This is a genomic window from Rhizobium sp. 01N447_2 (assembly GCF_056399245.1).
In genome coordinates this window covers 132,844-153,273 of sequence record NZ_JBFTQY010000014.1, presented here as the reverse complement: position 1 = coordinate 153,273, position 20,430 = coordinate 132,844, and the positions used below count along the sequence as shown (strand labels likewise).

General features: G+C 61.1%; 25 protein-coding genes. 12 read left to right on the top strand and 13 right to left on the bottom strand.

The annotated features are described in order from the left end of the window. Positions 1-24: 24 nt before the first annotated feature. Genes AC1ECN_RS11800 through hemP form a run of 4 tightly spaced genes read right to left on the bottom strand, consistent with a single transcriptional unit; the run spans position 25 to position 3,321 of the window. Positions 25-1,137 carry a FecCD family ABC transporter permease gene (locus tag AC1ECN_RS11800; RefSeq protein ID WP_130656064.1) on the bottom strand — a complete coding sequence of 371 codons (1,113 nt, stop codon included), beginning with the start codon at positions 1,135-1,137 and terminating at the stop codon, positions 25-27. 2 nt (positions 1,138-1,139) lie between these two features. Next, positions 1,140-2,069, bottom strand: coding sequence for a heme/hemin ABC transporter substrate-binding protein (locus AC1ECN_RS11795; protein ID WP_130656063.1), 930 nt, complete (start codon positions 2,067-2,069; stop codon positions 1,140-1,142). Positions 2,070-2,080: 11 nt separating this feature from the next. Next, positions 2,081-3,130 carry a hemin-degrading factor gene (locus tag AC1ECN_RS11790; RefSeq protein ID WP_130672982.1) on the bottom strand — a complete coding sequence of 350 codons (1,050 nt, stop codon included), beginning with the start codon at positions 3,128-3,130 and terminating at the stop codon, positions 2,081-2,083. Between the two features lie 8 nt (positions 3,131-3,138). Then, positions 3,139-3,321 carry a hemin uptake protein HemP gene (gene hemP / locus AC1ECN_RS11785; RefSeq protein ID WP_018073757.1) on the bottom strand — a complete coding sequence of 61 codons (183 nt, stop codon included), beginning with the start codon at positions 3,319-3,321 and terminating at the stop codon, positions 3,139-3,141. Positions 3,322-3,497: 176 nt separating this feature from the next. Between hemP and AC1ECN_RS11780 the strand changes: the two genes are divergently transcribed. From AC1ECN_RS11780 to hmuQ, 5 genes are all read left to right on the top strand, one after another. Further along, positions 3,498-3,920: a hypothetical protein gene (locus tag AC1ECN_RS11780; protein WP_130662832.1), complete on the top strand. Its 423-nt coding sequence runs from the start codon at positions 3,498-3,500 to the stop codon at positions 3,918-3,920. Between the two features lie 56 nt (positions 3,921-3,976). Next, complete coding sequence (locus AC1ECN_RS11775; RefSeq protein ID WP_130672981.1) at positions 3,977-5,314, top strand: energy transducer TonB; 1,338 nt, start codon at positions 3,977-3,979, stop codon at positions 5,312-5,314. Positions 5,315-5,422: 108 nt separating this feature from the next. Further along, complete coding sequence (locus tag AC1ECN_RS11770) at positions 5,423-5,830, top strand: DUF2325 domain-containing protein (protein WP_027689261.1); 408 nt, start codon at positions 5,423-5,425, stop codon at positions 5,828-5,830. After that, positions 5,827-6,099 carry a hypothetical protein gene (locus AC1ECN_RS11765; protein WP_018073760.1) on the top strand — a complete coding sequence of 91 codons (273 nt, stop codon included), beginning with the start codon at positions 5,827-5,829 and terminating at the stop codon, positions 6,097-6,099. Before AC1ECN_RS11770 ends, AC1ECN_RS11765 begins: the two co-directional genes overlap by 4 nt. Positions 6,100-6,108: 9 nt before the next feature. Continuing rightward, the gene (gene hmuQ, locus AC1ECN_RS11760; RefSeq protein WP_018073761.1) at positions 6,109-6,423 is read left to right on the top strand and encodes a heme-degrading protein HmuQ; all 315 of its coding nucleotides are present in this window, start codon (positions 6,109-6,111) and stop codon (positions 6,421-6,423) included. A 377-nt stretch (positions 6,424-6,800) separates the two neighbouring features. Here hmuQ and AC1ECN_RS11755 read toward each other — a convergent pair whose 3' ends face one another. After that, positions 6,801-7,172, bottom strand: a complete 372-nt coding sequence (locus tag AC1ECN_RS11755) for a DUF423 domain-containing protein (protein ID WP_018073762.1) — start codon at positions 7,170-7,172, stop codon at positions 6,801-6,803. Positions 7,173-7,175: 3 nt separating this feature from the next. Further along, positions 7,176-7,565, bottom strand: a complete 390-nt coding sequence (locus AC1ECN_RS11750; protein WP_130672980.1) for a group II truncated hemoglobin — start codon at positions 7,563-7,565, stop codon at positions 7,176-7,178. 168 nt (positions 7,566-7,733) lie between these two features. Here AC1ECN_RS11750 and AC1ECN_RS11745 point away from each other — a divergent pair, with 168 nt between their 5' ends. The 4 genes from AC1ECN_RS11745 (at position 7,734) to AC1ECN_RS11730 (ending at position 10,687) form a co-directional block, all read left to right on the top strand. Further along, positions 7,734-8,297, top strand: coding sequence for a TetR/AcrR family transcriptional regulator (locus AC1ECN_RS11745; RefSeq protein WP_130672979.1), 564 nt, complete (start codon positions 7,734-7,736; stop codon positions 8,295-8,297). Between the two features lie 18 nt (positions 8,298-8,315). Beyond that, positions 8,316-8,657, top strand: coding sequence for an SMR family transporter (locus tag AC1ECN_RS11740; protein WP_130672978.1), 342 nt, complete (start codon positions 8,316-8,318; stop codon positions 8,655-8,657). Between the two features lie 191 nt (positions 8,658-8,848). After that, positions 8,849-9,634 carry a ThuA domain-containing protein gene (locus AC1ECN_RS11735; protein WP_130672977.1) on the top strand — a complete coding sequence of 262 codons (786 nt, stop codon included), beginning with the start codon at positions 8,849-8,851 and terminating at the stop codon, positions 9,632-9,634. A gap of 9 nt (positions 9,635-9,643) precedes the next feature. Next, a complete protein-coding gene (locus AC1ECN_RS11730; protein ID WP_075225024.1) occupies positions 9,644-10,687 on the top strand; it encodes a Gfo/Idh/MocA family protein in 1,044 nt (347 codons plus the stop codon). 93 nt (positions 10,688-10,780) lie between these two features. On the opposite strand, the gene AC1ECN_RS11725 is transcribed toward AC1ECN_RS11730, so the two are convergent. From AC1ECN_RS11725 to AC1ECN_RS11700, 6 genes are all read right to left on the bottom strand, one after another. Next, a complete protein-coding gene (locus AC1ECN_RS11725) occupies positions 10,781-11,176 on the bottom strand; it encodes a DUF1236 domain-containing protein (RefSeq protein WP_018481635.1) in 396 nt (131 codons plus the stop codon). A gap of 130 nt (positions 11,177-11,306) precedes the next feature. Beyond that, positions 11,307-12,416, bottom strand: coding sequence for an ABC transporter permease (locus AC1ECN_RS11720; RefSeq protein WP_130656055.1), 1,110 nt, complete (start codon positions 12,414-12,416; stop codon positions 11,307-11,309). 1 nt (position 12,417) lies between these two features. After that, positions 12,418-13,545: an ABC transporter permease gene (locus AC1ECN_RS11715; RefSeq protein ID WP_130662070.1), complete on the bottom strand. Its 1,128-nt coding sequence runs from the start codon at positions 13,543-13,545 to the stop codon at positions 12,418-12,420. Then, positions 13,542-15,287, bottom strand: coding sequence for an ATP-binding cassette domain-containing protein (locus AC1ECN_RS11710; RefSeq protein ID WP_130672976.1), 1,746 nt, complete (start codon positions 15,285-15,287; stop codon positions 13,542-13,544). Before AC1ECN_RS11710 ends, AC1ECN_RS11715 begins: the two co-directional genes overlap by 4 nt. Next, a complete protein-coding gene (hlyD, locus tag AC1ECN_RS11705) occupies positions 15,284-16,297 on the bottom strand; it encodes a secretion protein HlyD (protein ID WP_130672975.1) in 1,014 nt (337 codons plus the stop codon). Before hlyD ends, AC1ECN_RS11710 begins: the two co-directional genes overlap by 4 nt. Continuing rightward, a complete protein-coding gene (locus AC1ECN_RS11700) occupies positions 16,294-16,995 on the bottom strand; it encodes a CerR family C-terminal domain-containing protein (RefSeq protein WP_130664976.1) in 702 nt (233 codons plus the stop codon). The genes hlyD and AC1ECN_RS11700 overlap by 4 nt, the downstream gene beginning before the upstream one ends. A gap of 395 nt (positions 16,996-17,390) precedes the next feature. Here AC1ECN_RS11700 and AC1ECN_RS11695 point away from each other — a divergent pair, with 395 nt between their 5' ends. Together AC1ECN_RS11695 and AC1ECN_RS11690 are read left to right on the top strand one after the other, a co-directional pair. Further along, positions 17,391-17,543: a hypothetical protein gene (locus AC1ECN_RS11695; protein ID WP_018073776.1), complete on the top strand. Its 153-nt coding sequence runs from the start codon at positions 17,391-17,393 to the stop codon at positions 17,541-17,543. A gap of 226 nt (positions 17,544-17,769) precedes the next feature. After that, the gene (locus AC1ECN_RS11690) at positions 17,770-18,084 is read left to right on the top strand and encodes a hypothetical protein (protein WP_130672974.1); all 315 of its coding nucleotides are present in this window, start codon (positions 17,770-17,772) and stop codon (positions 18,082-18,084) included. A gap of 78 nt (positions 18,085-18,162) precedes the next feature. Here the strand turns inward: AC1ECN_RS11690 and AC1ECN_RS11685 are convergent, their stop codons facing one another. Further along, complete coding sequence (locus tag AC1ECN_RS11685; protein ID WP_018073778.1) at positions 18,163-19,179, bottom strand: NAD-dependent epimerase/dehydratase family protein; 1,017 nt, start codon at positions 19,177-19,179, stop codon at positions 18,163-18,165. A gap of 246 nt (positions 19,180-19,425) precedes the next feature. Here AC1ECN_RS11685 and AC1ECN_RS11680 point away from each other — a divergent pair, with 246 nt between their 5' ends. Next, positions 19,426-20,382 carry an endonuclease/exonuclease/phosphatase family protein gene (locus AC1ECN_RS11680; protein WP_130672973.1) on the top strand — a complete coding sequence of 319 codons (957 nt, stop codon included), beginning with the start codon at positions 19,426-19,428 and terminating at the stop codon, positions 20,380-20,382. Positions 20,383-20,430: the final 48 nt, after the last annotated feature.

Below are 20,430 nucleotides of genomic sequence, written 5' to 3'. Positions count from 1 at the left end.
TCACTCACGGGGGTCACTCACGACTCACAGGGCAAGGCGCGAACGCTGCCTCAGCAGGATCCACAGGAAGAACGGCCCGCCGACTGCCGCGGTGATGATGCCGATCGGCAGCTCGGCCGGGGCGACCAGGGTGCGTGCCAGGACGTCCGCGAAGATCAGCAGGGAGCCGCCGAGAAGAGCTGCGGCCGGCAGCAGGAAACGATGGTCGGGGCCGATCGCCATGCGCAGGATATGCGGCACGACGATCCCGACGAAGCCGATGCCGCCGCTGACGGCGACGGAGGCGCCGGTCGCCGCGGCGACGCCGACGATCGCGACATTCTTCAGCCGCTGCACCGGCACCCCCATATGAAAGGCGGCCGCCTCGCCGAGCGTGATGGCATTGAGGCCGCGGGCCATGAAGGGCAGGGCGGTGAAGGACAACAGGACGATCGGGCTGGCAGCGGCGATCTTCGTCCACGTAGCGCCGGCAAGCGAGCCCATGCTCCAGAAGGTCAGGTCGCGCAACTGCTGGTCGTTGGCCATGTAGATCAGCAGCCCCGTGATGGCGAGGGCGAGTGCGCCGAGCGCGATGCCGGCAAGCAGCATCGTTGCCACCGAGGTCTGGCCATGACGGGTGGCAATCCTGTAGAGCAGCAGCGTCGTGACGAGGCCGCCGCCAAAAGCGGCCGCCGGCAGAGCGTAGATGCCGAGAAGCGCCTGAAGCGGAGCAGCGATGCCGCTGCCGAGCACGATCATCGCGACTGCGCCGAGGCTTGCACCGGATGAGACGCCGACGAGGCCGGGATCGGCCAGCGGATTGCGGAACAGGCCCTGCATCACCGTACCGGAGACAGCAAGCGAGGCGCCGATCAGGAAGCCGAGGATCGCCCTTGGCAGGCGGATATCGAAGATGATGATCCGGTCACGCGTGCTAAGCGCCGTCTCGGAGCCGGCCATGTTGCTGATGACGTCGAGGATCGAGGCATCCGAGGCGCCTGTCGTCACCGAAAACAGCATCGAAAAGACCGAGCCGACGACGAGCAGCGCGATCGCCAGCAAGGCGAGCCGCGTCCTGTCGCCTGCCTGCCTGATTTCGCGGATGTCCGGCATCGGAAATGGTCGCCTTCGTTCCGTCATGGCTTGCGGCAGGGCCATGATCAGCCCCCGTAGATCGCCGTGTTGAGCTCACGCGCGGCGGCTGCGGTGCGCGGGCCGAAGCCGAGCAGGTAGACGCCATCCATTCGGATGATCGCTTCCTTCTCGCCTGCCGGCGTCAGTGCGATCGCCGGCTGAGCCAGCAGGTCCTCGTTCTTGGTGCCGGCGCCATCGCCGCGGTTCATCATCAGGATGATGTCGGGCTTGGCTTCGATGATCGCCTCGTCCGTCAGCGGCTTGTAGCCCGGGAATGCGCCGACGGCGTTGATGGCGCCGGCGAGCTTGACGATGCCATCGGCGGCCGTGCCAGTGCCCGATGCCATGATCCGGCCGTTCTGGGCGCTGAGGATGAAGAGAACGCGCTTGCGCTCGGCCTCCGGGCGCTTTTCGGCATCGGTGATCGCCGCGTCGAGATCGGCTGCGACCTTTTCTTCAAGCGCCTTCGCCTTGTCGGGCACGCCAAGCAGCGTGCCGACGCGGTCGATCTTGGCGATGATACCGTCGCGGGTAAAGGCGCTCGGCACGGTCTCGAAGGGCACGCTGGCATTCTTCAGCACGGTCAGCGCTTCCTGCGGGCCTGAACCTTCGACGGCGATGATCGCCGTCGGGTTCATGGCGAGGATGCCTTCCGGCGAGAGCGCGCGCATGTAACCGACGTTGGGCAGCTTCAGCGCCGCCTCCGGATACATGCTCGTGGTGTCGCGGGCAATCAGCCGGCTTTCTTCGCCGAGCGCATAGACGATCTCGGTGATGTCGCCGCCGACCGAAACCAGGCGCGAGGTGTCGAGCTTCTTTTCGTCAGCATGGGCTGCGCGGACGAAGGCGAAGCCTTCGTCCGTCGGCGCCATCGGGATCAGCGGCAGCGCCATGACGGCCGCCGTCAGGGCTAGTTCCCAAGCACGGATCCGGCGCAGATTGTTACGCATCGTCATCGTTGCGATCCTTATGCTGCCACGCTTGCTGCCCGCGGCAGGTTTTCCATGATCTCGCGCCATGCGGCGCGTTCGTCGGAACCTTCCTGCCGCTTGCCGAAGAACTGGATGATCATCTCGCCTTCGGCATTGTAAGCCTCCAGCGAGGTGACGTGGCCGTCCGTGGTCGGCTTGCGCACGGCCCAGGTCTCGGCGATGTGATCCTGGCGCAGATGCAGATGGAAGGTCGGGTCCATGATATTGATCCACGGTCCCATCGACTGCACGTTGAAGATCGGGCCGGAATGGATCTGGACGATGCCGTCATTGGCGACGAAGCACATGATCGGCAGGCCAGATTTCACAGAGGCATGCATCATCCCTGCCGTCGCGCTGTTGTCGAGCTTCCAGGCATAGTCGTCGCCGACAGTGCGCACGGCCGCCTGGCGGCCGATCTTCAGGCGCTTCAGCATGCCGAAGAACTGGTGCGTATCGGTGAGCTTGCTCCAGTTGTCGCGCAGTTCGTCGCGGCTGATGTCGGCGGTATCATCGGCGGCGTTCGAGGTTTCAGCCTCGACAAATTCCTGCGACTGGTCTTCCAGCTTCAACTCGGCGACGATCGCGTGATAGGCCTCGACATTCGAGCTTGGGCGCAGGTGCACCTTGTGCACGGCGTTGCCGGCCTTGTCGAAATATTGCAGGCTGAGGCGCTCCTGATCGCCATCCTTCTTGGATACGGCGAAACCATGCTCCCAGCGGCTCGGGAAGATGCGCAGGTCGATATTCTCGCCGAGAACGATCGCGGCCTGCGCGCCGCTCTTGATGTTTTCGAAGACGCCGATCTTCTCGTGCACGGCACTTTCGTTGCGCGACAGCGCCATCACTTCGCCGAGGCCGGCCACGCGTTCGAGAAGCTTCAGTGCGCTGCCATCGATGCGGGTCACGCTGATGCCGGTTTCGGCGGCGACGAGGGCTGCCTCGGAAATCTTCAGCTGGGCGGCGATATCGCGCTCGCGCATCTTCGGATTGTCAGCGCGAAACGCACGGATTTCGGCTGGCGCCGGTCTTGTCTGTTCGGTCATGTCCTACCCTACTTATTGAGAATGAGCTTGCCCTGACGGGTGATCTTCAGGCGATAGACCAAGCCGTCGTGTCGAATCATGATCTCGTTCGTGCCGAGGAAGAGATCCGCGCTTTCGACGATCCGGTGCTGTGCCGCAGGCTCGCTCTGCAGCGGAACGTGCTTAAAGTTATCTGGCTTTTCAACCATCATTTCAGTTGGCAATTCCGTGAGACCGGTGATCAGGGTCCCCGGTTGTGATGACAATTATCTTGACTTTCTTACTCATAGTTTTTTAAAGACGCAATAGGAGACTAATACAGTCAAGTTTTTGAGATTGCTGATATGAAGCCGCCTGGCGGCGGTTCGCGACAATGGCGGAGAAGATGATGATGGTGAGGTTTGCGGCTGTTGCAGCCGGCATGGTGATGGCGGTTTCAAGCGTATGCCAGGCGCAGGATGCGGCAACAGCCAAGCTCGATGTCGAACTCAACGCTCTGGCGCCGTCGCAAAAGGGCTGCATGATGACCTTCGTCGCCGAGAACAATCTCCAGGCGCCGATCAACAAGATCTCCTTCGAGCTCGCTTTCTTCAACGACAAGAATGCCGTCGACCGCATCACCGTGCTCGACTTCCGCGATCTGCCGCAAGGCAAGAAACGCGTGCGCCAGTTCGATATGCCGAATGTGAAGTGCGAGACGGTCACGCGCATCATCATCAACGACACGCCGGTCTGCGACGGCCCGGCGGCGGGCGAATGCATGAAGGGTCTCGTCACCCGTTCACAGATTTCCGTTCCCTTCGAGGGCTAAGGATACGCCGGGAATGATCCCCGGCGGACATGTTTCAGGCTGTCCGAGGCATACAAATGACAATTTCAGCGAAGACCAGATCGAGACAGGTGCTCATCGGGGAGCCGGACGCTGACGGCGGTCTGAACGACAATACCATGCATCCCGGCCACGAGCTTTCCGACCTGCGCAATGTGCAGCGGCAGCCGGCCGGCGAAGCGGTGGTCCACTACGCGCGCTTCGCACAGATCTCCTCCTTTCCCGATCATCCGGAAACCGAACCGGCAGCCTCTGTCCCTGCGCCGCCGATGGATGCGGCAGTGGAAAAGCAGGAAGACGAGAAGAAGCCGGTGCGGCGACGGGTGGCGCTGACCTGCATCTGCTCCCTGATCTTCCACGCGACATTGGCCGCCGTGCTGATCGTTGCCTTTCCCAAGGCGCCGGAGGAGGCGGTCGAAGAAGCCGGTCAGGCGATGAGCGTCGTCATGTACGGTGATTTCGATGTCGATCAGACGGCAGCCGGCGAAACCGAAACGACCGTGCAGCAGGAAATTATTCCGGAGCCTGTGCAGCCTGAGACGATCCAGCCGACGGAAACGGCGGATGTGCAGCCGACCGAGGTTGCCCCTGTCGAAACGCAGGATCCCATTCAGCAGGCTCCTGCGCCGGAAGTGACGCGTGTTTCGCCGGAAACGGCTGCGGCTGTCGAGCCTGAGATCCTGGTGTCCGAAGTGCTGGCGGAGGAGTCCGTCGCGCAGCCGATGTCGACGGTCGTTCCCGAACAGCAGCAGGTGCCGGTCGATACGGTTTCGCCTGAGATACAGCCGACTGCGGTCCAACCGACCGAAGTGCAGCCCGCCACCCAGCCGGAAGTCGCGGAGACCCCACAAGAGGTGAAGCCTGTCGAAACCGCCGAAGTCCAGCCGGAGCCGGAACAGCCTGAGGAAATTGTCACGCCGACACCGAAGCCCAAGGTGATCACGCAGGAGAAGCCGAAACCGGTCGAGAAGAAGCGGCCGCCGCAAAAGGCAGCGGGCAGGAATGGCGAGCAGCAACAGAATTCGGAGCGCGGCATTGCCGAAGGTGATCCGTCAGCCCAGTCAGACCGTAATTCGCAAGCCGCCAGCAATAATAACGGGGTAGGCACAGCTGCCCGCGCCAACTATGGCGGAAAGGTTCGTGCACGCATCCGGCGCGCCCTTCGTGAGCCGAAGAATGTTAGTGGGACGGCCGGAGTGAGGCTGACCATCACTGGAAGCGGTAATCTTGTCTCTGCTGTCATCTTCAGAAGCTCGGGCGTTCCGGAGATCGATCAGGCGGCTGCCGACGCTGTGCGGCGTGCATCACCCTTCAGTCCGCCTCCAGGCGGAATCTCGATGAGCTTCACGCAGGTCTTCGAGATCGGGAGGAAATAAATATGATAAAAATAATCAACTTTATACTTTACTCTAAAAATCAAGTTTAATAAGGTCCGCTCGCACACGCAGGAATCGTGTGACGATCAACGAGCGAACGGGTGGCATATGGCTCGCAAGGGCAATAAGGGTTCGAACCGGGAGGTCCGCGACAGCGCGGGCGAGGACGCCGGTCAGGCATCCTCCGGGCGATCCAAACTGGATGGCCGCAGTTTCCTCTATGTCGGCGGCCGCGACTGCCAGGTGGCGCATCTTCGCCAGATCTGCAGCAATTTCGGTGCAGAACTCATTCATCACGACGGTGGCTTACGCGAAGCGGTTTCCCGCATCGATACCGTCCTTCCCTCGGTCGACTGCGTGTTCTGCCCGATCGACTGTATCAGCCACGATGCCTGCCTGCGTGTGAAGACCGGCTGCAAGAAGTTCGGCAAGACCTTCATCCCGCTTCGCAACGGCAGCAAGTCCAGCCTGGAGCGTGCGTTGCATACGATGAACGAACGAGACAATTCCCGATGAACGACCAGCGCCCCGACGGCGTCACCATGATCGGCCTGCATAAGCTTGCCGCGCAGACAGGCGAGGGCCTCGTGCCCGAACTCTACGAACTTTTCCAGCAGCATGCCGAACGGCAGCAGATCTGCCAGAATGTGACGCTGTTCCCGACCTGGGAAGCGCGCATGCCCGGGGAAGTGACAACAAGACCGCTTGGACAGGCGGCGGCAAACGGCGATAATATCCTCGCCTTTCCCTCACGCGTAGCAAGGACGGGCAAGAGGAAGGCGTAAGGAGATTTCATGTATATCGCAATGAACCGCTTCAAGGTGGCGACCGGGAGCGAGGGTGACTTCGAGGCGGTCTGGCGCAACCGCGATTCCAGCCTGCCCGGGGTGCCTGGTTTCGTCGAATTCCGCCTGCTGCGCGGCAAGGTCAACGACGAGGAGGGCTATACGCTCTATTCCTCGCACACGGTCTGGAAAAGCGAGGCGGATTTTCAGAACTGGACGAAGTCCGAGAGTTTTCGCGCAGCGCACCGCAATGCCGGCGATCACAAGGCCATGTACAAAGGGCCGCCTGTTTTTGAAGGCTTCAACGTGGTCGACGGGATTTAATTGCGGTTGATTAAGAGCGACTTGGCTCTTCGCTAAAATCTTGATTTTTTTGATCTCTGTCAGCTCCAGCGGAGAAAGGAGCCTGAGGCGCTGCCACAGGTCTCTTCTCCCCAGCGGGGAGAAGTGCCGGAGCGATAGCGAGGCGATGAGGGGGTGAGCGGCTAAGCCGCGAATGCACTGAGCGTAAGCGAAGGGCAATAATGGATGGCGTGCCGTGCGGCCTCCTTATCCGACCCTTCGGGCCACCTTCTCTCCGAGGGGAGAAGAGGGAGCAAGCCGCCGCCCCAGTCATCCCTCGGGATGGTATATCTACTCTGTGAACCTTCATTAAGCCCCCCTGAGCAATATCGGCAGAGCGCTATGCCGAACCGTCAATCCTAGGCCCGAACGCGCAAAACCGCTCCTGCCGCAACGGCCAGCCAGCCGAACATCATGGCGAAACCGCCGGTCGGGGCGGCCATCGGGAACAGGCCGGAACCGGCAAAACGCAGCGAAACGAGATCGCCTGAAAAGAGCAGCGTGCCGATGCCGATCAGTAAACCGGCCAGCCAGGCGGTTTTGATTCTGTCGGCGGCGAGCGCCAATGCCAGCAGGGCGGGCGCATGCGCCAGGCACATGGTGGATGCCGAGGCGAGCAGGTGGGCGTCGCCACCGCCATGCGCGGCCGCTGCGGCGAGCGCCACGCCGGCAAAACCGAACAGACCGGACAACAGGTAAAACAGCGGCACGAAACGGTCGTTGAGGTGCATCGGCTATTCCTTGTTCTGCATGTGATAGGCGAGCCGTTCGACCGGCGCCCAGATGAGATCGCGCAGCGCCTGGCTTGCGATCGTCTCGTCCAGGGCGCGGCGGAAGCAGAGCAGCCATTCGTCCCGCTCGACAGGGCCGATCTCGGCGACGAAATGGCGGCTGCGCAGGCGCGGATGGCCGCGCTTGTCGGTATAGAGCGGCGGGCCGCCGAGATAACCGCTCATATATTCGTAGAATTTCTCTTCACTGCCCGTAAGGCTCGGCGGATGCACGGCGCGCACGTTCCTCGCCTCCGACAGCGTGTCCATCAGCGCGTAGAAGCGGTGCGTCAGCGCCCGCACGACGGGATCGCCGCCGATCGCTTGATATAAGGTGGTGACCTTCTCCGTCACAAAACCATCCCCATTGCCTCAACCGTTCCCCGGACTCTTCATGCACCGGGCGGAAAATGATCGCAACTGTCATCAAGGCGCCGCGGCATTTCGCGCATAATGCCGGGACGGTAGGGATCGCGGCCGATTCTGCTTGACAAAACCGTCCGGACGGTATCTTTTATCTGAATGTCGAACGCGCATCATCGCAAGAAGCAGCCCGCCCTCGTGCGCCAGCAGTTGCTGGATGTCGCCGCGCGCCTTGCTGCCAGCGACGGCATGGCCGCCGTCACGCTCGATGCGGTTTCCGCCGCGTCCAGCGTCAGCAAGGGCGGGCTGCTGCATCACTTCCCAACGAAGAATGCGCTGCTCGATGCGCTGTTCGTGAGCCTGCTCGAAAAGTTCGATGCCGATATAGAGGAATTGATGCGCGGCGATCCTCTGCCGCAGGGCCGCTTCACCCGCGCCTATCTCAGGGCGGTATCCGGTCTCAAGGAGCGTCCCGACGATTCCCGGAGTTGGACGCAGGTGACGATCGCGCTTCTTGCCGAACCCCGGCTGCGTCTTCGCTGGCGCCAATGGGTGCAGGCGCGGGCGGAGGAATATATCGGCACCGACTCCTCCCTCGACGCACAAGTCGTGCGTTTCGCCGCCGACGGACTTTGGTTCGCAGATACGTTGGAAAGCCATGATATCAACGGCGTTCTGAGGCGGGATCTCATCGATCGCCTTGTCGAACTGACCGGCAAGTAATTCGAAAAGGAATTCGCCATGAGCCAGGCCGCCGTCTACGGGCTGCTGTTTGCAGCCATCGTGCTCGAAGTCATCGGCACGACCGCGCTGCAACTGTCGGAGCAGTTCACCCGCATCGGGCCGACGGCACTCGTCGTCGCCTGTTATGCGGCTGCCTTCTATTGCCTGTCGTTGACCCTGAAAAGCATCCCCGTCGGCATCGCCTATGCGATTTGGAGCGCTTTGGGAATCGTGTTGATTTCCTCGGTCGGTCTGGTGTTCTTCAAGCAGCGCCTCGACCTGCCGGCAATCGTCGGGCTCGGGCTGATTATAACAGGCGTTTTGGTCGTCAATCTATTTTCTAAATCGGTTTCGCATTGATATTGCTGCTATATTGCCAGGCGGTTTTTCCGTCTTCGGCCGGTAAATTTTCCCCTTTGTCAAAATACTGACAAAGGTCTATGTGTTCCTTGGACGTGGAGGAGACGAGGCGCAGCCAGCGCCGTTTTCCAAAGCGCTTTGAATCCTGCCTTCCCGCCTATCGATACTTCCAGGTTCTACAGGAGCACATCATGGCCATTCGCACCGTCGTCTGGGGAGAGAATATCCACGAGAATACCAATGCCGTCGTCCGGGGGATCTATCCCGAAGGCATGCACACGACAATCGCCAACGCGCTGAACACCGATCCCGGTATCTCGGCGACGACAGCGACGCTGCAGGAGCCGGAACACGGTCTCAGCGAAGCCCGCCTTGCCGAAACCGACGTGCTGACCTGGTGGGGCCACAAGGATCACGGCGCGGTCTCCGACGTCGTCGTCGAGCGGGTTGCCAAGCGGGTCTGGGAAGGCATGGGCCTGCTGGTGTTGCATTCCGGCCATTTCTCTAAGATCTTCAAGCGGCTGATGGGCACGCCCTGCGCGCTGAAATGGCGCGAGGCAGGTGAGCGCGAGCGTCTGTGGACGATCAACCAGCGCCATCCGATCGCCGCCGGTATCGGCGAACATTTCGAGCTTGAGAACGAGGAAATGTACGGCGAGCAGTTTTCGGTGCCGGAACCGCTCGAAACGGTGTTCATCTCCTGGTTCCAGGGCGGCGAAGTGTTCCGCTCGGGCCTGACCTGGCGCCGCGGCGCCGGCAACATCTTCTATTTCCGTCCCGGCCACGAGACCTATCCGACCTATCACGACGTCAATGTCCAGAAGGTGCTGATCAACGGTGTGAAGTGGGCCTATAATCCCGAGGGTGCATTGAAGAGCATTACCGATGCTCCAAATGTGCCGGTAGAAAAAGCACTGGAGCCGATCGTCGAACGCGGCCCGAGACTGCACCAGGCCGGCGAAGCCGGTTACCGCTGAGGAGCATCCATGCGACTACTCGTTCTTGGCACGGGGGTGATGGCGAAAAACCAGCTCGCCCGCTTCCCCCTCATCGACGGCGTGACGGTGGTCGGCGCCGTCGACACCGATCCCGAACGGCTTTCGGCCTTCGCCGACAAGTTCAACATCGAAAAACGGTTTCTTTCGCTGGAGGAGGCGATCGCTTGGGGTGAATTCGATGCGGCGACAAATGTCACGCCTGACCGCATCCATCACCCGACGACGATGGCGCTGATTGCTGCGGGCAAGCACGTTTTCTGCGAAAAGCCGCTGGCAGAGAACTATGCGAAGGCGCTGGAGATGACGGAGGCGGCCGAAAGGGCCGGCGTCATCAACATGGTCAACCTCACCTATCGCAACGTCGCGCCGTTGCAGCGCGCCCGTGAGATGGTGCTCGCCGGCGAGCTCGGCACGATCAGACATGTGGAAGCCTCCTATCTCCAGAGCTGGCTGGTGTCGCGCGCCTGGGGCGACTGGCGCACGGAATCGACCTGGCTGTGGCGGCTTTCCACCGGCCATGGTTCGAACGGCGTGCTCGGCGACGTCGGCATCCATATTCTGGATTTCGCCGCCTATGGCGCGGCGACCGACATCGATCACGTCTTTGCGCGGCTGAAGACCTTCAACAAGGCGCCGGGCGGCCAGATCGGCGAATATCTGCTCGATGCCAATGACAGCTTCACCATGTCTGTCGATTTCGCCAACGGCGCGCTCGGCGTCATCCATGCCAGCCGCTGGGCGACAGGGCATCTGAACGAGTTGAAGCTGCGTATCTATGGCGAGCGGGGCAGCCTTGAGGTCATCCATCGTCCCACCGGTTCCGAGCTGCATGGCTGCCTCGGCGAGGATGTCGAAACTGCCACTTGGACGAAGATCGAGGTTGAACCGGTGGCGACCAACTACGAGCGTTTTGCCGAGGCCGTGGCAAGCGGCGTCCAGCCGGATCCGAACTTCCGTCACGCTGCCAACCTGCAGAAGGTGCTCGATCTTGCAATGGTGACCGAGCGCGAGCGGCGCGAGCTGAAGGTCTGATCCGCCCGATCAAACGGCACGACCGCCGTCCTTTCGGGGCGGCGGTTTTCGCTTAGAGAAGAAAGGGTCCGGAGGCGGACCCTTTCTTCTCGTTTATTCAATCACCTGCACCACGCGGTGGGTGCGCGGTTCGACAATCACGCGTTGATTGTTGATGACCGTATAGGCATATTTCGGATTGTCAGGCACCGGCGTCACGACGACGTCTGCCGGAAGCGGCTTGCCGACGACGATCGGTTCCTGGACCACCACGGAGGCGGTCGGGGCTGGCTGCTGCTGGACATAGGTAACGACCTCGCGCGGCGGAGGATCGACAACGGCACCGGCGACACCGCCGGCCACGCCGCCAATGGCAGCACCCACGGGGCCGCCGACGATTGCGCCGGTGATGGCGCCACCGGCTGCACCGGTCACGGCTCCATCAGCGAGCGCATTGGTTGCAAATGACGACAGCGCAAGGGCGCTGGAGACAAGTAGGACCTTGTACATTTTGCTTCTCCTTTGCTGGGGTTGCGTTTGGGTAACGACCACGCCAATCCGAGGTTCCAGCAGGAGAGAGTCACGCTTTGGAAGGCCGGTTCACATTATGTGAGGCGGCGGAAGCATGGGTTGGGAGGCGTTATTCCAGCCGCCGGCGGAAGAGCCAAGCGGCGGCGCTGAGCGTGACGGCGGCGATCAGCGCTAATGGGATTGTCTGGTTCACCACTTCGCCCAGGGGGATATCCTTGAGGAAGACGCCTTTGACGATCACCAGGAAATAGCGCAGCGGATTGATCAGGGTCACCGGCTGCAGCCATCCCGGCATGTTTTCGATCGGTGTCGCAAAGCCGGAGAGCAGCATGGCTGGAACCATGAAAAGGAAGGCGCCGAGGATCGCCTGCTGCTGCGTCATCGACAGCGCCGAGATGAAGAGGCCGAGGCCGGCGACCGAACCGAGATAGAAGATCGCGCTGCCGTAAAGCAGGAAGAGCGAGCCGCGCAGCGGCACCTCGAAGAGGAACACAGCAGCCAGGATATAGACGGTGATATGGAAGAAGCCGATCATCATCGGTGGAATCAACTTGCCGATCAGAATCTCGTGCATACGCAGCGGCGAGACCATCAGCTGGTCGAATGTGCCAAGCTCGCGCTCGCGGGCGATCGACAATGCCGTGACGATCAGGCCGATCAGCAGCGCGATGCTGGCGATCAGGTTCGGCACCATGAACCATTGGTAGGTGAGGTTCGGGTTGAACCAGTTGCGCGGCACTGTCGAGACAATGTCGGCGCCGGCACGTTTGCCGGCCGGTGTCTCGGCGGCGAGGGCGGCACCGATCTGCGAGAGATAGCCCGCGACGATCTGCGAGGCGTTGGAGCGCCGGCCGTCGAGCACCATCTGCAGATCACCAGGCGCTCCCGCCTCGATATTGCGGGAAAAGTCAGGGCCGATCTCAACGGCGGCAATGGCCGTCTGGTTGTCGATTGCCACCCGGACCTCCGCCTGGCTGGAGGCGATCTCGATCTTCCGGAAAGTCGGCGAGCCATCGATGCGCTCGATCAGTTCCTGGCCCCAGTGGCCGCTGTCACGGTTGAGGATCATCACGTCGACATTTCGGACTTCGAGTGTCGCCGCATAGGAAAAGACGAGAAGCTGGACGATCGGCGGGCCGATCAGGATGGCGCGGCCCTTCGGATCACGCAGCACGGCGAGCAGCTCCTTGACGATCAGGGCGTAAAGCCTTGTCCACATCTCAGCCGATCCTCTTTCTGGTGCTGCGGGCTGCTAGCACGAACATGATGGCGCCGATCGTCAGCATCACGCCGATCGCCTGCAAAAACATCGGCCAGATGTCGCCGGCGAGGAATACCGTCTGCAGGCTGGGGATCAGGTAGCGCGCCGGCACGATGAAGGTGATCCACTGAATCACGGTCGGCATGGAATTGATCTCGAAGAGGAAGCCAGACAGCAGGAAGGCCGGGAGGAAGGCCGAGATCAGTGCCAGCTGCGAGGCGAGGAACTGGTTCTTCGTGACCGTCGAGATCAACAGGCCCTGGCCGAGAGCCGGGATCAGGAAAGCGGCCGACAGCGCGTAAAGAGCGGCGACGGAGCCGCGGAACGGCACCCCGAAGAGGAAGACCGCAAGCAGCACGCATAGCGTCATCGAGGTGAGGCCGAGCAGGAAATAGGGCAGGATCTTGCCGGCGAGCAGTTCTGCCGCCGTCACCGGTGTCGCCATCATTGCCTCCATGGTGCCGCGTTCCCATTCGCGAGCGACGACGAGCGAGGTCAGAAGCGTGCCGACCAGCGTCATGACGATGGCGATCGAGCCGGGCACGAGGAAATTGCGGCTGGTCAGTTCAGGGTTGAACCAGAAGCGCTGCTCGACCGAGATGGCAGGACTATGGGAGGCAACGTCCGCCTGCCTCTGCCGCTCCCAGTTGGCAACAGTGCCTTGGGCATAATTCTGCACGAAATTCGCGGTGTTCGGATCGGAGCCGTCGACGATCACCTGGATATCGGGCCGGTTGCCGGCGGTGTAGCGCGTGGTGAAGTCGGCGGGAATGATGACGATGCCGCGCACCTTGCCGAGCACGAGGTCTTCCTCGAACAGACGCCGGTCGCGGCCCATGGCCACATCGAAATAGCGCGAAGCCTGGAAACTGGCCGACAGATCCTGCGTCAGCGGCGTCATTTCCTCGGTCACGAGGCCGATGCGGGTGCGAGTGGTATCGAGCGAGACGCCGTAGCCGAAGAGAAAAAGCAGGATCAGCGGCAGCACGAAGGCGATGAGGATGCTGCTCGGATCGCGGATCGCCTGGAAGCTTTCCTTGCGCACGAGGGCTAAGAGACGTCGCATCCGGCCGGAGGAGGTGCTCATACTGCCTCCTCCTTCTCGGATTGCTGCACCAGGGCAATGAAGGCGTCCTCCATCGTCGGGTCCGGCTGCTCCCTGGTCGCGACCCGGGCCTTCAATTCGTCAGGCGAACCGAGCGCGATCGAGCGGCCGCGATAGATCAGCGAGATGCGATCGCAATATTCCGCCTCGTCCATGAAATGGGTGGTGACGAGCACGGTGACGCCCTTTTCGACCAACGCATTGATATGCGTCCAGAACTCGCGCCGGGTGATCGGATCGACGCCGGAGGTTGGTTCGTCGAGGAAGAGGGCGCGCGGCTCGTGCATGACGGCGCAGGCAAGCGCCAGGCGCTGTTTCAGGCCGAGCGGCAGATCCTTGGCGGGCTGGCCGATATGGCGGCCGAAATCGAAGATGCTCGCCATCAGGTCGATGCGTTCGCGCCGGTGTTTTCCGCCAAGGCCATAGACGCCAGAGAAGAATTCGAGGTTTTGCATGACGGTGAGATCGCCATAGAGCGAGAATTTCTGCGCCATGTAGCCGAGCTGGTTGCGGGCTTCGGCCGCATCGCGGCGAAGGTCGAAACCGGCGACGCGGCCTTCGCCGCCTGTTGGTTTCAGCAGGCCGCAGAGCATCTTGAAGGTGGTGGACTTGCCGGCGCCGTTCGGGCCGAGCAGGCCGAAGATCTCGCCGCGGCGGATATCGAAGCTGATATTGTCGGCAGCGGTGAAATCGCCGAAGCGCTTGGTCAGTCCCTTAGCCTCGATCACCGGCCTGATGTCCTCACCCTTCAGCGGTTGCTGCGCCTCTGCGAGCCTGGATCGGCCGCCGGGACCACCACCCAGCATATCGATGAAGGCATCTTCGAAGCGAGGCGGTGCAGGAGCGAGTGTTGCGCCATCGCCGGCCTTGCCGATATCGGGCTTCTTGTCCTTCGCCGTGACGAGACGGATCGCCTCGCCCTGGATGACGCCGTCGATGACGCCATCGGCCTGCAGGAGTTCGGCGAGCACCTGCCGACGGCGGCCGGTGACACCGGATACCCGGAAGACCCGGTCTTTGACGCGCTCGGTCATCTCCATGGGTTTTCCCGAGAAGAGCAGCTTGCCCTGGTTCAAAAGGAGCACGTGGTCGCAGGCCTCCGCTTCGTCCAGATAGGCGGTCGACCAAAGGACGCCGATGCCTTCCTTGGTCAGATTCTCGACCATCTTCCAGAGGTCGCGGCGCGAGATCGGATCGACGCCGACGCCGGGCTCGTCGAGCAGCAGCAGGCGCGGCTTCTTCAGAAGGGCGCAGGCAAGACCGAGCTTCTGCTTCATGCCGCCGGAGAGTTTTCCAGCGAGCCTGCCGGTGAAACGCTTGAGATCGGTGAAAGTCAGCAATTCGTCGAAAGCGCCGGCCCGCTCGCTTTTCGGCAGTCCACGCAGATCAGCATAAAGGTCGAGGTTTTCCTGCACCGACAGATCCTCATAGAGGCCGAAGCGCTGCGGCATATAGCCGATCGCCGCCTGGATGCCGGCGGCATTCTTCCTGGTGTCGAAGCCGAGAACCTCCATCGTTCCCGTGTCGGGCAGCATCAGACCGGTCATCAACCGGATCAGCGTCGTCTTGCCGGCGCCATCAGGGCCGACGAGGCCGGTGATTGCGCCGCCGCCGATGACGCCGGAGACGGCGTCAAGTGCGGCTGGCGCGGCGCCGAAGCGTTTGGTGACGCCGTCGATCCGGACGAGCGGCTTGTCGTCTCGGCCGGTCTCGGCGGCGGTCATTGTCCGCTTGCCGTCAGTGTGGGAAAACGCATGGTAACCGGCATGCCCTGACGTAGATCCGGGCCGGGCCTGTTGATGACGATCCTCAGACGATAGACGAGGTCGGTCCTGAGTTCCGGCGTCTCCACCGATTTCGGGGTGAATTCGGCGACCGGCGAGATGAAGCCGATGGTGCCTTCATAGGGCTTGTCGGGCGAGGTATCGGAGGCAACAGAAACCTTCATGCCGGGATGGATACGGCCGAGATTGGGCTCGGCGACATAGCTGCGCACCCAGACAGGTTCGGTCAGGGACAATACGAAGACGGTGTCTGCCGGCGAGACGATCGCGCCATTTTCCCGGACGCGGGAGAGGATAACGCCGTCGTTCGGGGCGTGCAGCTCGGTATCATCAAGCGAAGTGCGGGCGGAGGCGAGGGTCGCCTGAGCCGCCTTCAGCTGGGCGTCGGCGGCGGCGATATCCTCGACGCGCGAGCCCTCCTGCAGCAGTTTCAGCGCCTCGTTGGCGGAATCGGCGCGTGCGGCGGCCATTGCCCTTGCAGCGGTTGCCTGGTCGAGACTGGCCTCGGAAATCGTGCCCTGTGGGCGCAACTGGCGGGCGCGGTCATAGGCGAGGTTGGCATTCGCCAGATCGGCGAGACTTTCGTCATAGGCGGCGCGTGCCTGGGCGATCTCAGTTGGGCGCGGCCCGGCTTTCAGCTTGTCGAGCGTTGCCTGGAGGGCTGCGACATTGGCCTCGCTCGAACGGACGGCGAACTCATAGGGTGCTGCATCGAGCTTCGCCAGAACCGTTCCCGTTTTGATGACGTCGCCTTCGTCGGCGTGGAGTTCGGCGAGACGGCCGCTGACACGGAAACCGAGCGAGACCTGGCGGATATCGACATTGCCGTAAAGGACGAACTCGTGGCGGGCTTCAGGCCACCAGCCGAGCTTTTCGGGCAGGCCGTACCACCAGGCGGCGGCACCCACCACAACGAGGAGAAGGATGACAATGGAAAGGACGCGTTTCACGCTGCACCTCCTTTCAGCGGGCCGATGGCATTGACCAGCTCTGCGGCAAGGCCGCGCACGGTTTCCACCTGTTCCGGGCCGACGCCGTCCCACTCCATCTGGGCGAGCACGGCCGCATGGGCGACACGAAAGACGAGGATGCTGCCGAGAAGGGTGAAGGTGCGCAGGCGCACATGTTCCGAGGCGGGATCCTCATGAAGGATGGCGCCGATCAGCCGCCGGCCCATCTCGATCATCGGACGCATGAGGCCCTGATAGACTCGTGTGAAGGCTTCTGTCGGCTCCATTTGCTCGCGGATCAGGAAGCGCGCCCAGGGTTCGGATTCCTTGCCGACGAACAGCGTCACCATGGTCCGGAGGATTTCGGTCAGGAAGAGGCGGGCCTCAGCTTCACCAAGCGGTTTGCCCGCAGCGTCGAGCGCCAGCAGATGCGCGCCGACGCGCGCCCTCATGTCACCGACATGCGTGTCGATGCGGCCCATCAGATATTCGGCGGTGGCAATGTAAAGACCTTCCTTGCTGCCGAAATAATAGGGGATTGCCTGCAGGTTCACCCCCGCCGCCTCGGTAAGCTGACGCGTCGACGCGCCGTCAAAGCCGTAGCGGCCGAAGACGTCGAGAGCCGCGGATAGCATCTTCTGGCGCGCGATCTCGGCGCGGGCGGAGGCCGGTGGCTGGTTGTCGTGTTCTTGGGCCATGAGAATTTTATAATACCGATAATAAAATAAGTCAATCGATTGATTTGTATGTTTTGAGCGCTGCTTAAGCGAGGTTTCCGATACACAGGTCGCGAACGAGAAGAGGGCATGCGTCATGCGCATTAGGTGATTTCAGCCATCCACCCGAAAAACACACTGGAAGACAACGCAAAGAGGCCCGTGGGGAACGGACCTTTCAGGGTTCTCGGGGTGGGGAAGAGGAACCAAGCCTCGGCGTTGGCTGCTAGCAGTTAACGCTGCATTATCGCTAATTTTCGCGACGCCAATATATCTGGCGGAGTGGTTGCGAACAAAAAGCTTGTCGGTTGTTTTCGTCATTCCAACGGCCATGTTTTGACACAAAACTGCCTTGCTCTTTCCGTATCGCCAGTTCGATGCGTATTCAGATTTATATTATCGCACTGCTGCTCAGCGCCATCACGTGGTCGATCTCGTTCGATGCGGCGCGAGAATCCTATCATGCTGCGCAAAGTGCGGGATTGATGCCGAACCTGCACATCAACAAGAAGCTGGATCGCGTCCTGTAGACTGCTATGCAGCGTCGAGGCCATCGGCATTTCCGCGTTTTTCCCGTGGATTCCGAACCGGTGAGAACGGAAAATCAAATTTCGTAAAATTTGACCGATCTGCTTAAAAGCTCTGAAAATACTGATGTGTAGAGTGGTCTCATGAATGCGACCGAAGCGTGGACAGACGCGTCGATCGCTTGGAGCCGGGCGGAAAGCCCGACGATCCGTAAACGGGGACTTCGACATGCACAGAACTCTCGCCGCCATCGCCTTGAGCCTGACCATCACTGCCGCTGCCGGGCCGGCATTCGCCATCGGTCCCGCCAGCCTTGCCCGCGACCTGATGTACACCTCCGCCATCGGCCATTCGAGCGAGGTTCCGCTGACGACTCACGCCGGTTTCGTGCGCCCAGGCGTTCCTTTCGTTCTGCGCAGCCCGGCTCAAATCGAGGGCGAGGGCAACCAGCTCAAGATCTATTCGCAGAGGCTGACCGTTGTCGTCGACTATATGTTCTCGAAAGCGGTCGCTGCTGTGGACGCCGTCACGTTTCTTCGCTGAAACACCGGTCTTTGTTGAAACATTGGGCCGGCTGGAAATAGTTCGGCTTGTCGCATCCTCCGCGACCGCCGGGATCGGCTAGGCGTCAAGCTGGCCGCGTACGTCGAGATACCAGTCGACGAAGGCCCTGACGCCGACATCCAAGGTCGTATCCGGCTTGTACCCCGTCAGCGCGACAAGCAGATCGGGGGCTGCGAAGGTGCGCGGCACGTCACCCTTCTGCATCGCCAGCATCTTGCGGATTGCAGGACGGCCGAGCGCCTTCTCCACCGTTTCGACGAAATCCATCAGGCTGACCGGCTGGCCTCCGCCAATATTGACGACGCGGAAGGGCGCTTGGCGCGAAAGCGTTTCGACAGCTACGTTGTCAAGACGGTTTTCCTCACTTGGGGCGATTGCCGACAGCCTGACGATCGCTTCAATGAGATCGTCGATATAGGTGAAGTCACGGCTCATATTGCCCTCGCCGTAAATCTCTATCGGCTGGCCTTCGAGCATGTTCTTGGTGAATTTGAACAGCGCCATGTCGGGCCGGCCCCATGGGCCATAAACCGTAAAGAAGCGAAAAGCCGTGGTCGGAATCTTGTGAAGATGGGCATAACTGTGCGCCATCAGTTCCATTGATTTCTTCGTTGCGGCATAAATGGTCAGCGGCTCGTCGGCGCGATCGGTCTCGTGAAAGGGGACGGTCGCATTGGCGCCATAGATCGATGATGTCGAGGCCAGCATCAGATGGCGGATTTCGACGCGCCGCGCGATTTCCATGATGTTCCACGAGCCTTCAACGTTCGAACGAAGATAGGCCTCTGGATTTTCCAGGCTGTAGCGGACGCCAGCCTGTGCGGCGAGGTGGATCAGAATGTCGGGCTTGGCCTCCAGAACGGCCGCTTCCAGCGCTGGGCGGTCCTCAAGCATAGCGATGACGGGTTTGAAAGCCGGAAACTGGGAGAGTGCCGCATGGCGCATCTCCTTAAGCTTGACGTTATAATAGGGAGTCAGGCCGTCGAAGCCTGTGACGTCGTGCCCTTCCTGCAGCAGGCGCCTGGCCAGATGAAAACCGATAAAGCCGGCAGTCCCTGTAATGAAGTAGCGCATTCCCACCTTTTCTCGGCTCCCTGCCGACGGCAAAGAGCCGATTCCGTATCAAGTGACCCCACTTACAAGATAAGAAGAGGCCGAGTCGATAGGTCTTTGAAAGAGAAGGCCACAGCACCGTCTCCGCTGCCGTTGGTCTATCCGCCGCTGTTTTGCCGGATGCCGGCTCCCGGCTGTTATGCTGCATTGCACCATAACTGATCGCATGTTATGGCCGGGCGGTCGTCTGCAAGCAGGTCAGGATCGATGAGAGATATAATTTATTGGATTCTCTGCGCGTTTCTGACCGTTGCCATCGCGATCGTATCGTTACGCTATGTCACGAACTTCTGGCTTCTGTCCTTCGTCTACAGCTTTCAGGTTCACCTCGGCGTCGTGTTCGTCGCCGCCAGTCTCATCATTCTGGCTATCAAAAGGCAGATCTACGGCTTTATCCTTCTGCTTGCCTCGCTTCTTCTCATCGCTCACGGCATCATCATGCTGCGCGAATTCGCGGAGGGCGACAGAAGCACCGACACGTCGCCGCTTTTCCGTCTCATGTCGTTCAACATCGCGATCGACAATTGGAAAAACTCGACTGAAATCACCGACCTGGTGATCGCGTCGAATGCCGACGTCGTCAATCTGCTCGAAGCCAAGCCGCTGACGTTTCACCTGCAGCAATTGTTCAAGGCCTATCCCTATCATATCGGTTGTGACACCGGAAAGGATACCTGCGATACGCTGGTGCTCTCCAAACGCCCGTTCGTCAGCCGGCAGGTCGAAAGCATGGGCAGTCTTCGAAAAAACAGGCTTGTGATAGCAAGCGTCGACTTCGGCGGCGAGACCATCAATCTGGTTTCGGCGCACCTGACCAAACCATATTTCGACGATTTCCAGATGGCTGAATTGGAAGATCTTACCAAAGCGCTTGGTTCGATCGACGGGCCTCTGGTGCTGTCAGGTGATTTCAACTCCTCGGTGATCGCCCCGAGCATCCAAGGTTTCCTGCGCGAACAGAAGCTGAAGACGATCACGCCAGAACCGGCAACATGGCCGGTCGGCGCCGGCGCGCTCGGGATCGCCATCGATCACATATTTGCGCGCGCGCCGCTTCATTTGACATCGCTGAAACGTCTCGATGACAATCTCGGCTCGAACCATTCAGGCCTGATCGCTGACTTCGTTCTCGACAGGGATGGCGAAACGTCGCCGGCAAAATGATTTTGCCTGGGGCAAGATAAGCTTGACCGAGCAAGGCAAGCTTGCTGG

What these genes read in the sequence shown, in the direction of transcription:
- AC1ECN_RS11800 (WP_130656064.1), bottom strand. Translation starts at nt 1,137, where the DNA reads ATGGCCCTGCCGCAAGCCATGACGGAACGAAGGCGACCATTTCCGATG.
- AC1ECN_RS11795 (WP_130656063.1), bottom strand. Translation starts at nt 2,069, where the DNA reads ATGACGATGCGTAACAATCTGCGCCGGATCCGTGCTTGGGAACTAGCC.
- AC1ECN_RS11790 (WP_130672982.1), bottom strand. Translation starts at nt 3,130, where the DNA reads ATGACCGAACAGACAAGACCGGCGCCAGCCGAAATCCGTGCGTTTCGC.
- hemP (WP_018073757.1), bottom strand. Translation starts at nt 3,321, where the DNA reads ATGATGGTTGAAAAGCCAGATAACTTTAAGCACGTTCCGCTGCAGAGC.
- AC1ECN_RS11780 (WP_130662832.1), top strand. Translation starts at nt 3,498, where the DNA reads ATGATGGTGAGGTTTGCGGCTGTTGCAGCCGGCATGGTGATGGCGGTT.
- AC1ECN_RS11775 (WP_130672981.1), top strand. Translation starts at nt 3,977, where the DNA reads ATGACAATTTCAGCGAAGACCAGATCGAGACAGGTGCTCATCGGGGAG.
- AC1ECN_RS11770 (WP_027689261.1), top strand. Translation starts at nt 5,423, where the DNA reads ATGGCTCGCAAGGGCAATAAGGGTTCGAACCGGGAGGTCCGCGACAGC.
- AC1ECN_RS11765 (WP_018073760.1), top strand. Translation starts at nt 5,827, where the DNA reads ATGAACGACCAGCGCCCCGACGGCGTCACCATGATCGGCCTGCATAAG.
- hmuQ (WP_018073761.1), top strand. Translation starts at nt 6,109, where the DNA reads ATGTATATCGCAATGAACCGCTTCAAGGTGGCGACCGGGAGCGAGGGT.
- AC1ECN_RS11755 (WP_018073762.1), bottom strand. Translation starts at nt 7,172, where the DNA reads ATGCACCTCAACGACCGTTTCGTGCCGCTGTTTTACCTGTTGTCCGGT.
- AC1ECN_RS11745 (WP_130672979.1), top strand. Translation starts at nt 7,734, where the DNA reads ATGTCGAACGCGCATCATCGCAAGAAGCAGCCCGCCCTCGTGCGCCAG.
- AC1ECN_RS11740 (WP_130672978.1), top strand. Translation starts at nt 8,316, where the DNA reads ATGAGCCAGGCCGCCGTCTACGGGCTGCTGTTTGCAGCCATCGTGCTC.
- AC1ECN_RS11735 (WP_130672977.1), top strand. Translation starts at nt 8,849, where the DNA reads ATGGCCATTCGCACCGTCGTCTGGGGAGAGAATATCCACGAGAATACC.
- AC1ECN_RS11730 (WP_075225024.1), top strand. Translation starts at nt 9,644, where the DNA reads ATGCGACTACTCGTTCTTGGCACGGGGGTGATGGCGAAAAACCAGCTC.
- AC1ECN_RS11725 (WP_018481635.1), bottom strand. Translation starts at nt 11,176, where the DNA reads ATGTACAAGGTCCTACTTGTCTCCAGCGCCCTTGCGCTGTCGTCATTT.
- AC1ECN_RS11720 (WP_130656055.1), bottom strand. Translation starts at nt 12,416, where the DNA reads ATGTGGACAAGGCTTTACGCCCTGATCGTCAAGGAGCTGCTCGCCGTG.
- AC1ECN_RS11715 (WP_130662070.1), bottom strand. Translation starts at nt 13,545, where the DNA reads ATGAGCACCTCCTCCGGCCGGATGCGACGTCTCTTAGCCCTCGTGCGC.
- AC1ECN_RS11710 (WP_130672976.1), bottom strand. Translation starts at nt 15,287, where the DNA reads ATGACCGCCGCCGAGACCGGCCGAGACGACAAGCCGCTCGTCCGGATC.
- AC1ECN_RS11700 (WP_130664976.1), bottom strand. Translation starts at nt 16,995, where the DNA reads ATGGCCCAAGAACACGACAACCAGCCACCGGCCTCCGCCCGCGCCGAG.
- AC1ECN_RS11695 (WP_018073776.1), top strand. Translation starts at nt 17,391, where the DNA reads ATGCGTATTCAGATTTATATTATCGCACTGCTGCTCAGCGCCATCACG.
- AC1ECN_RS11690 (WP_130672974.1), top strand. Translation starts at nt 17,770, where the DNA reads ATGCACAGAACTCTCGCCGCCATCGCCTTGAGCCTGACCATCACTGCC.
- AC1ECN_RS11685 (WP_018073778.1), bottom strand. Translation starts at nt 19,179, where the DNA reads ATGCGCTACTTCATTACAGGGACTGCCGGCTTTATCGGTTTTCATCTG.
- AC1ECN_RS11680 (WP_130672973.1), top strand. Translation starts at nt 19,426, where the DNA reads ATGAGAGATATAATTTATTGGATTCTCTGCGCGTTTCTGACCGTTGCC.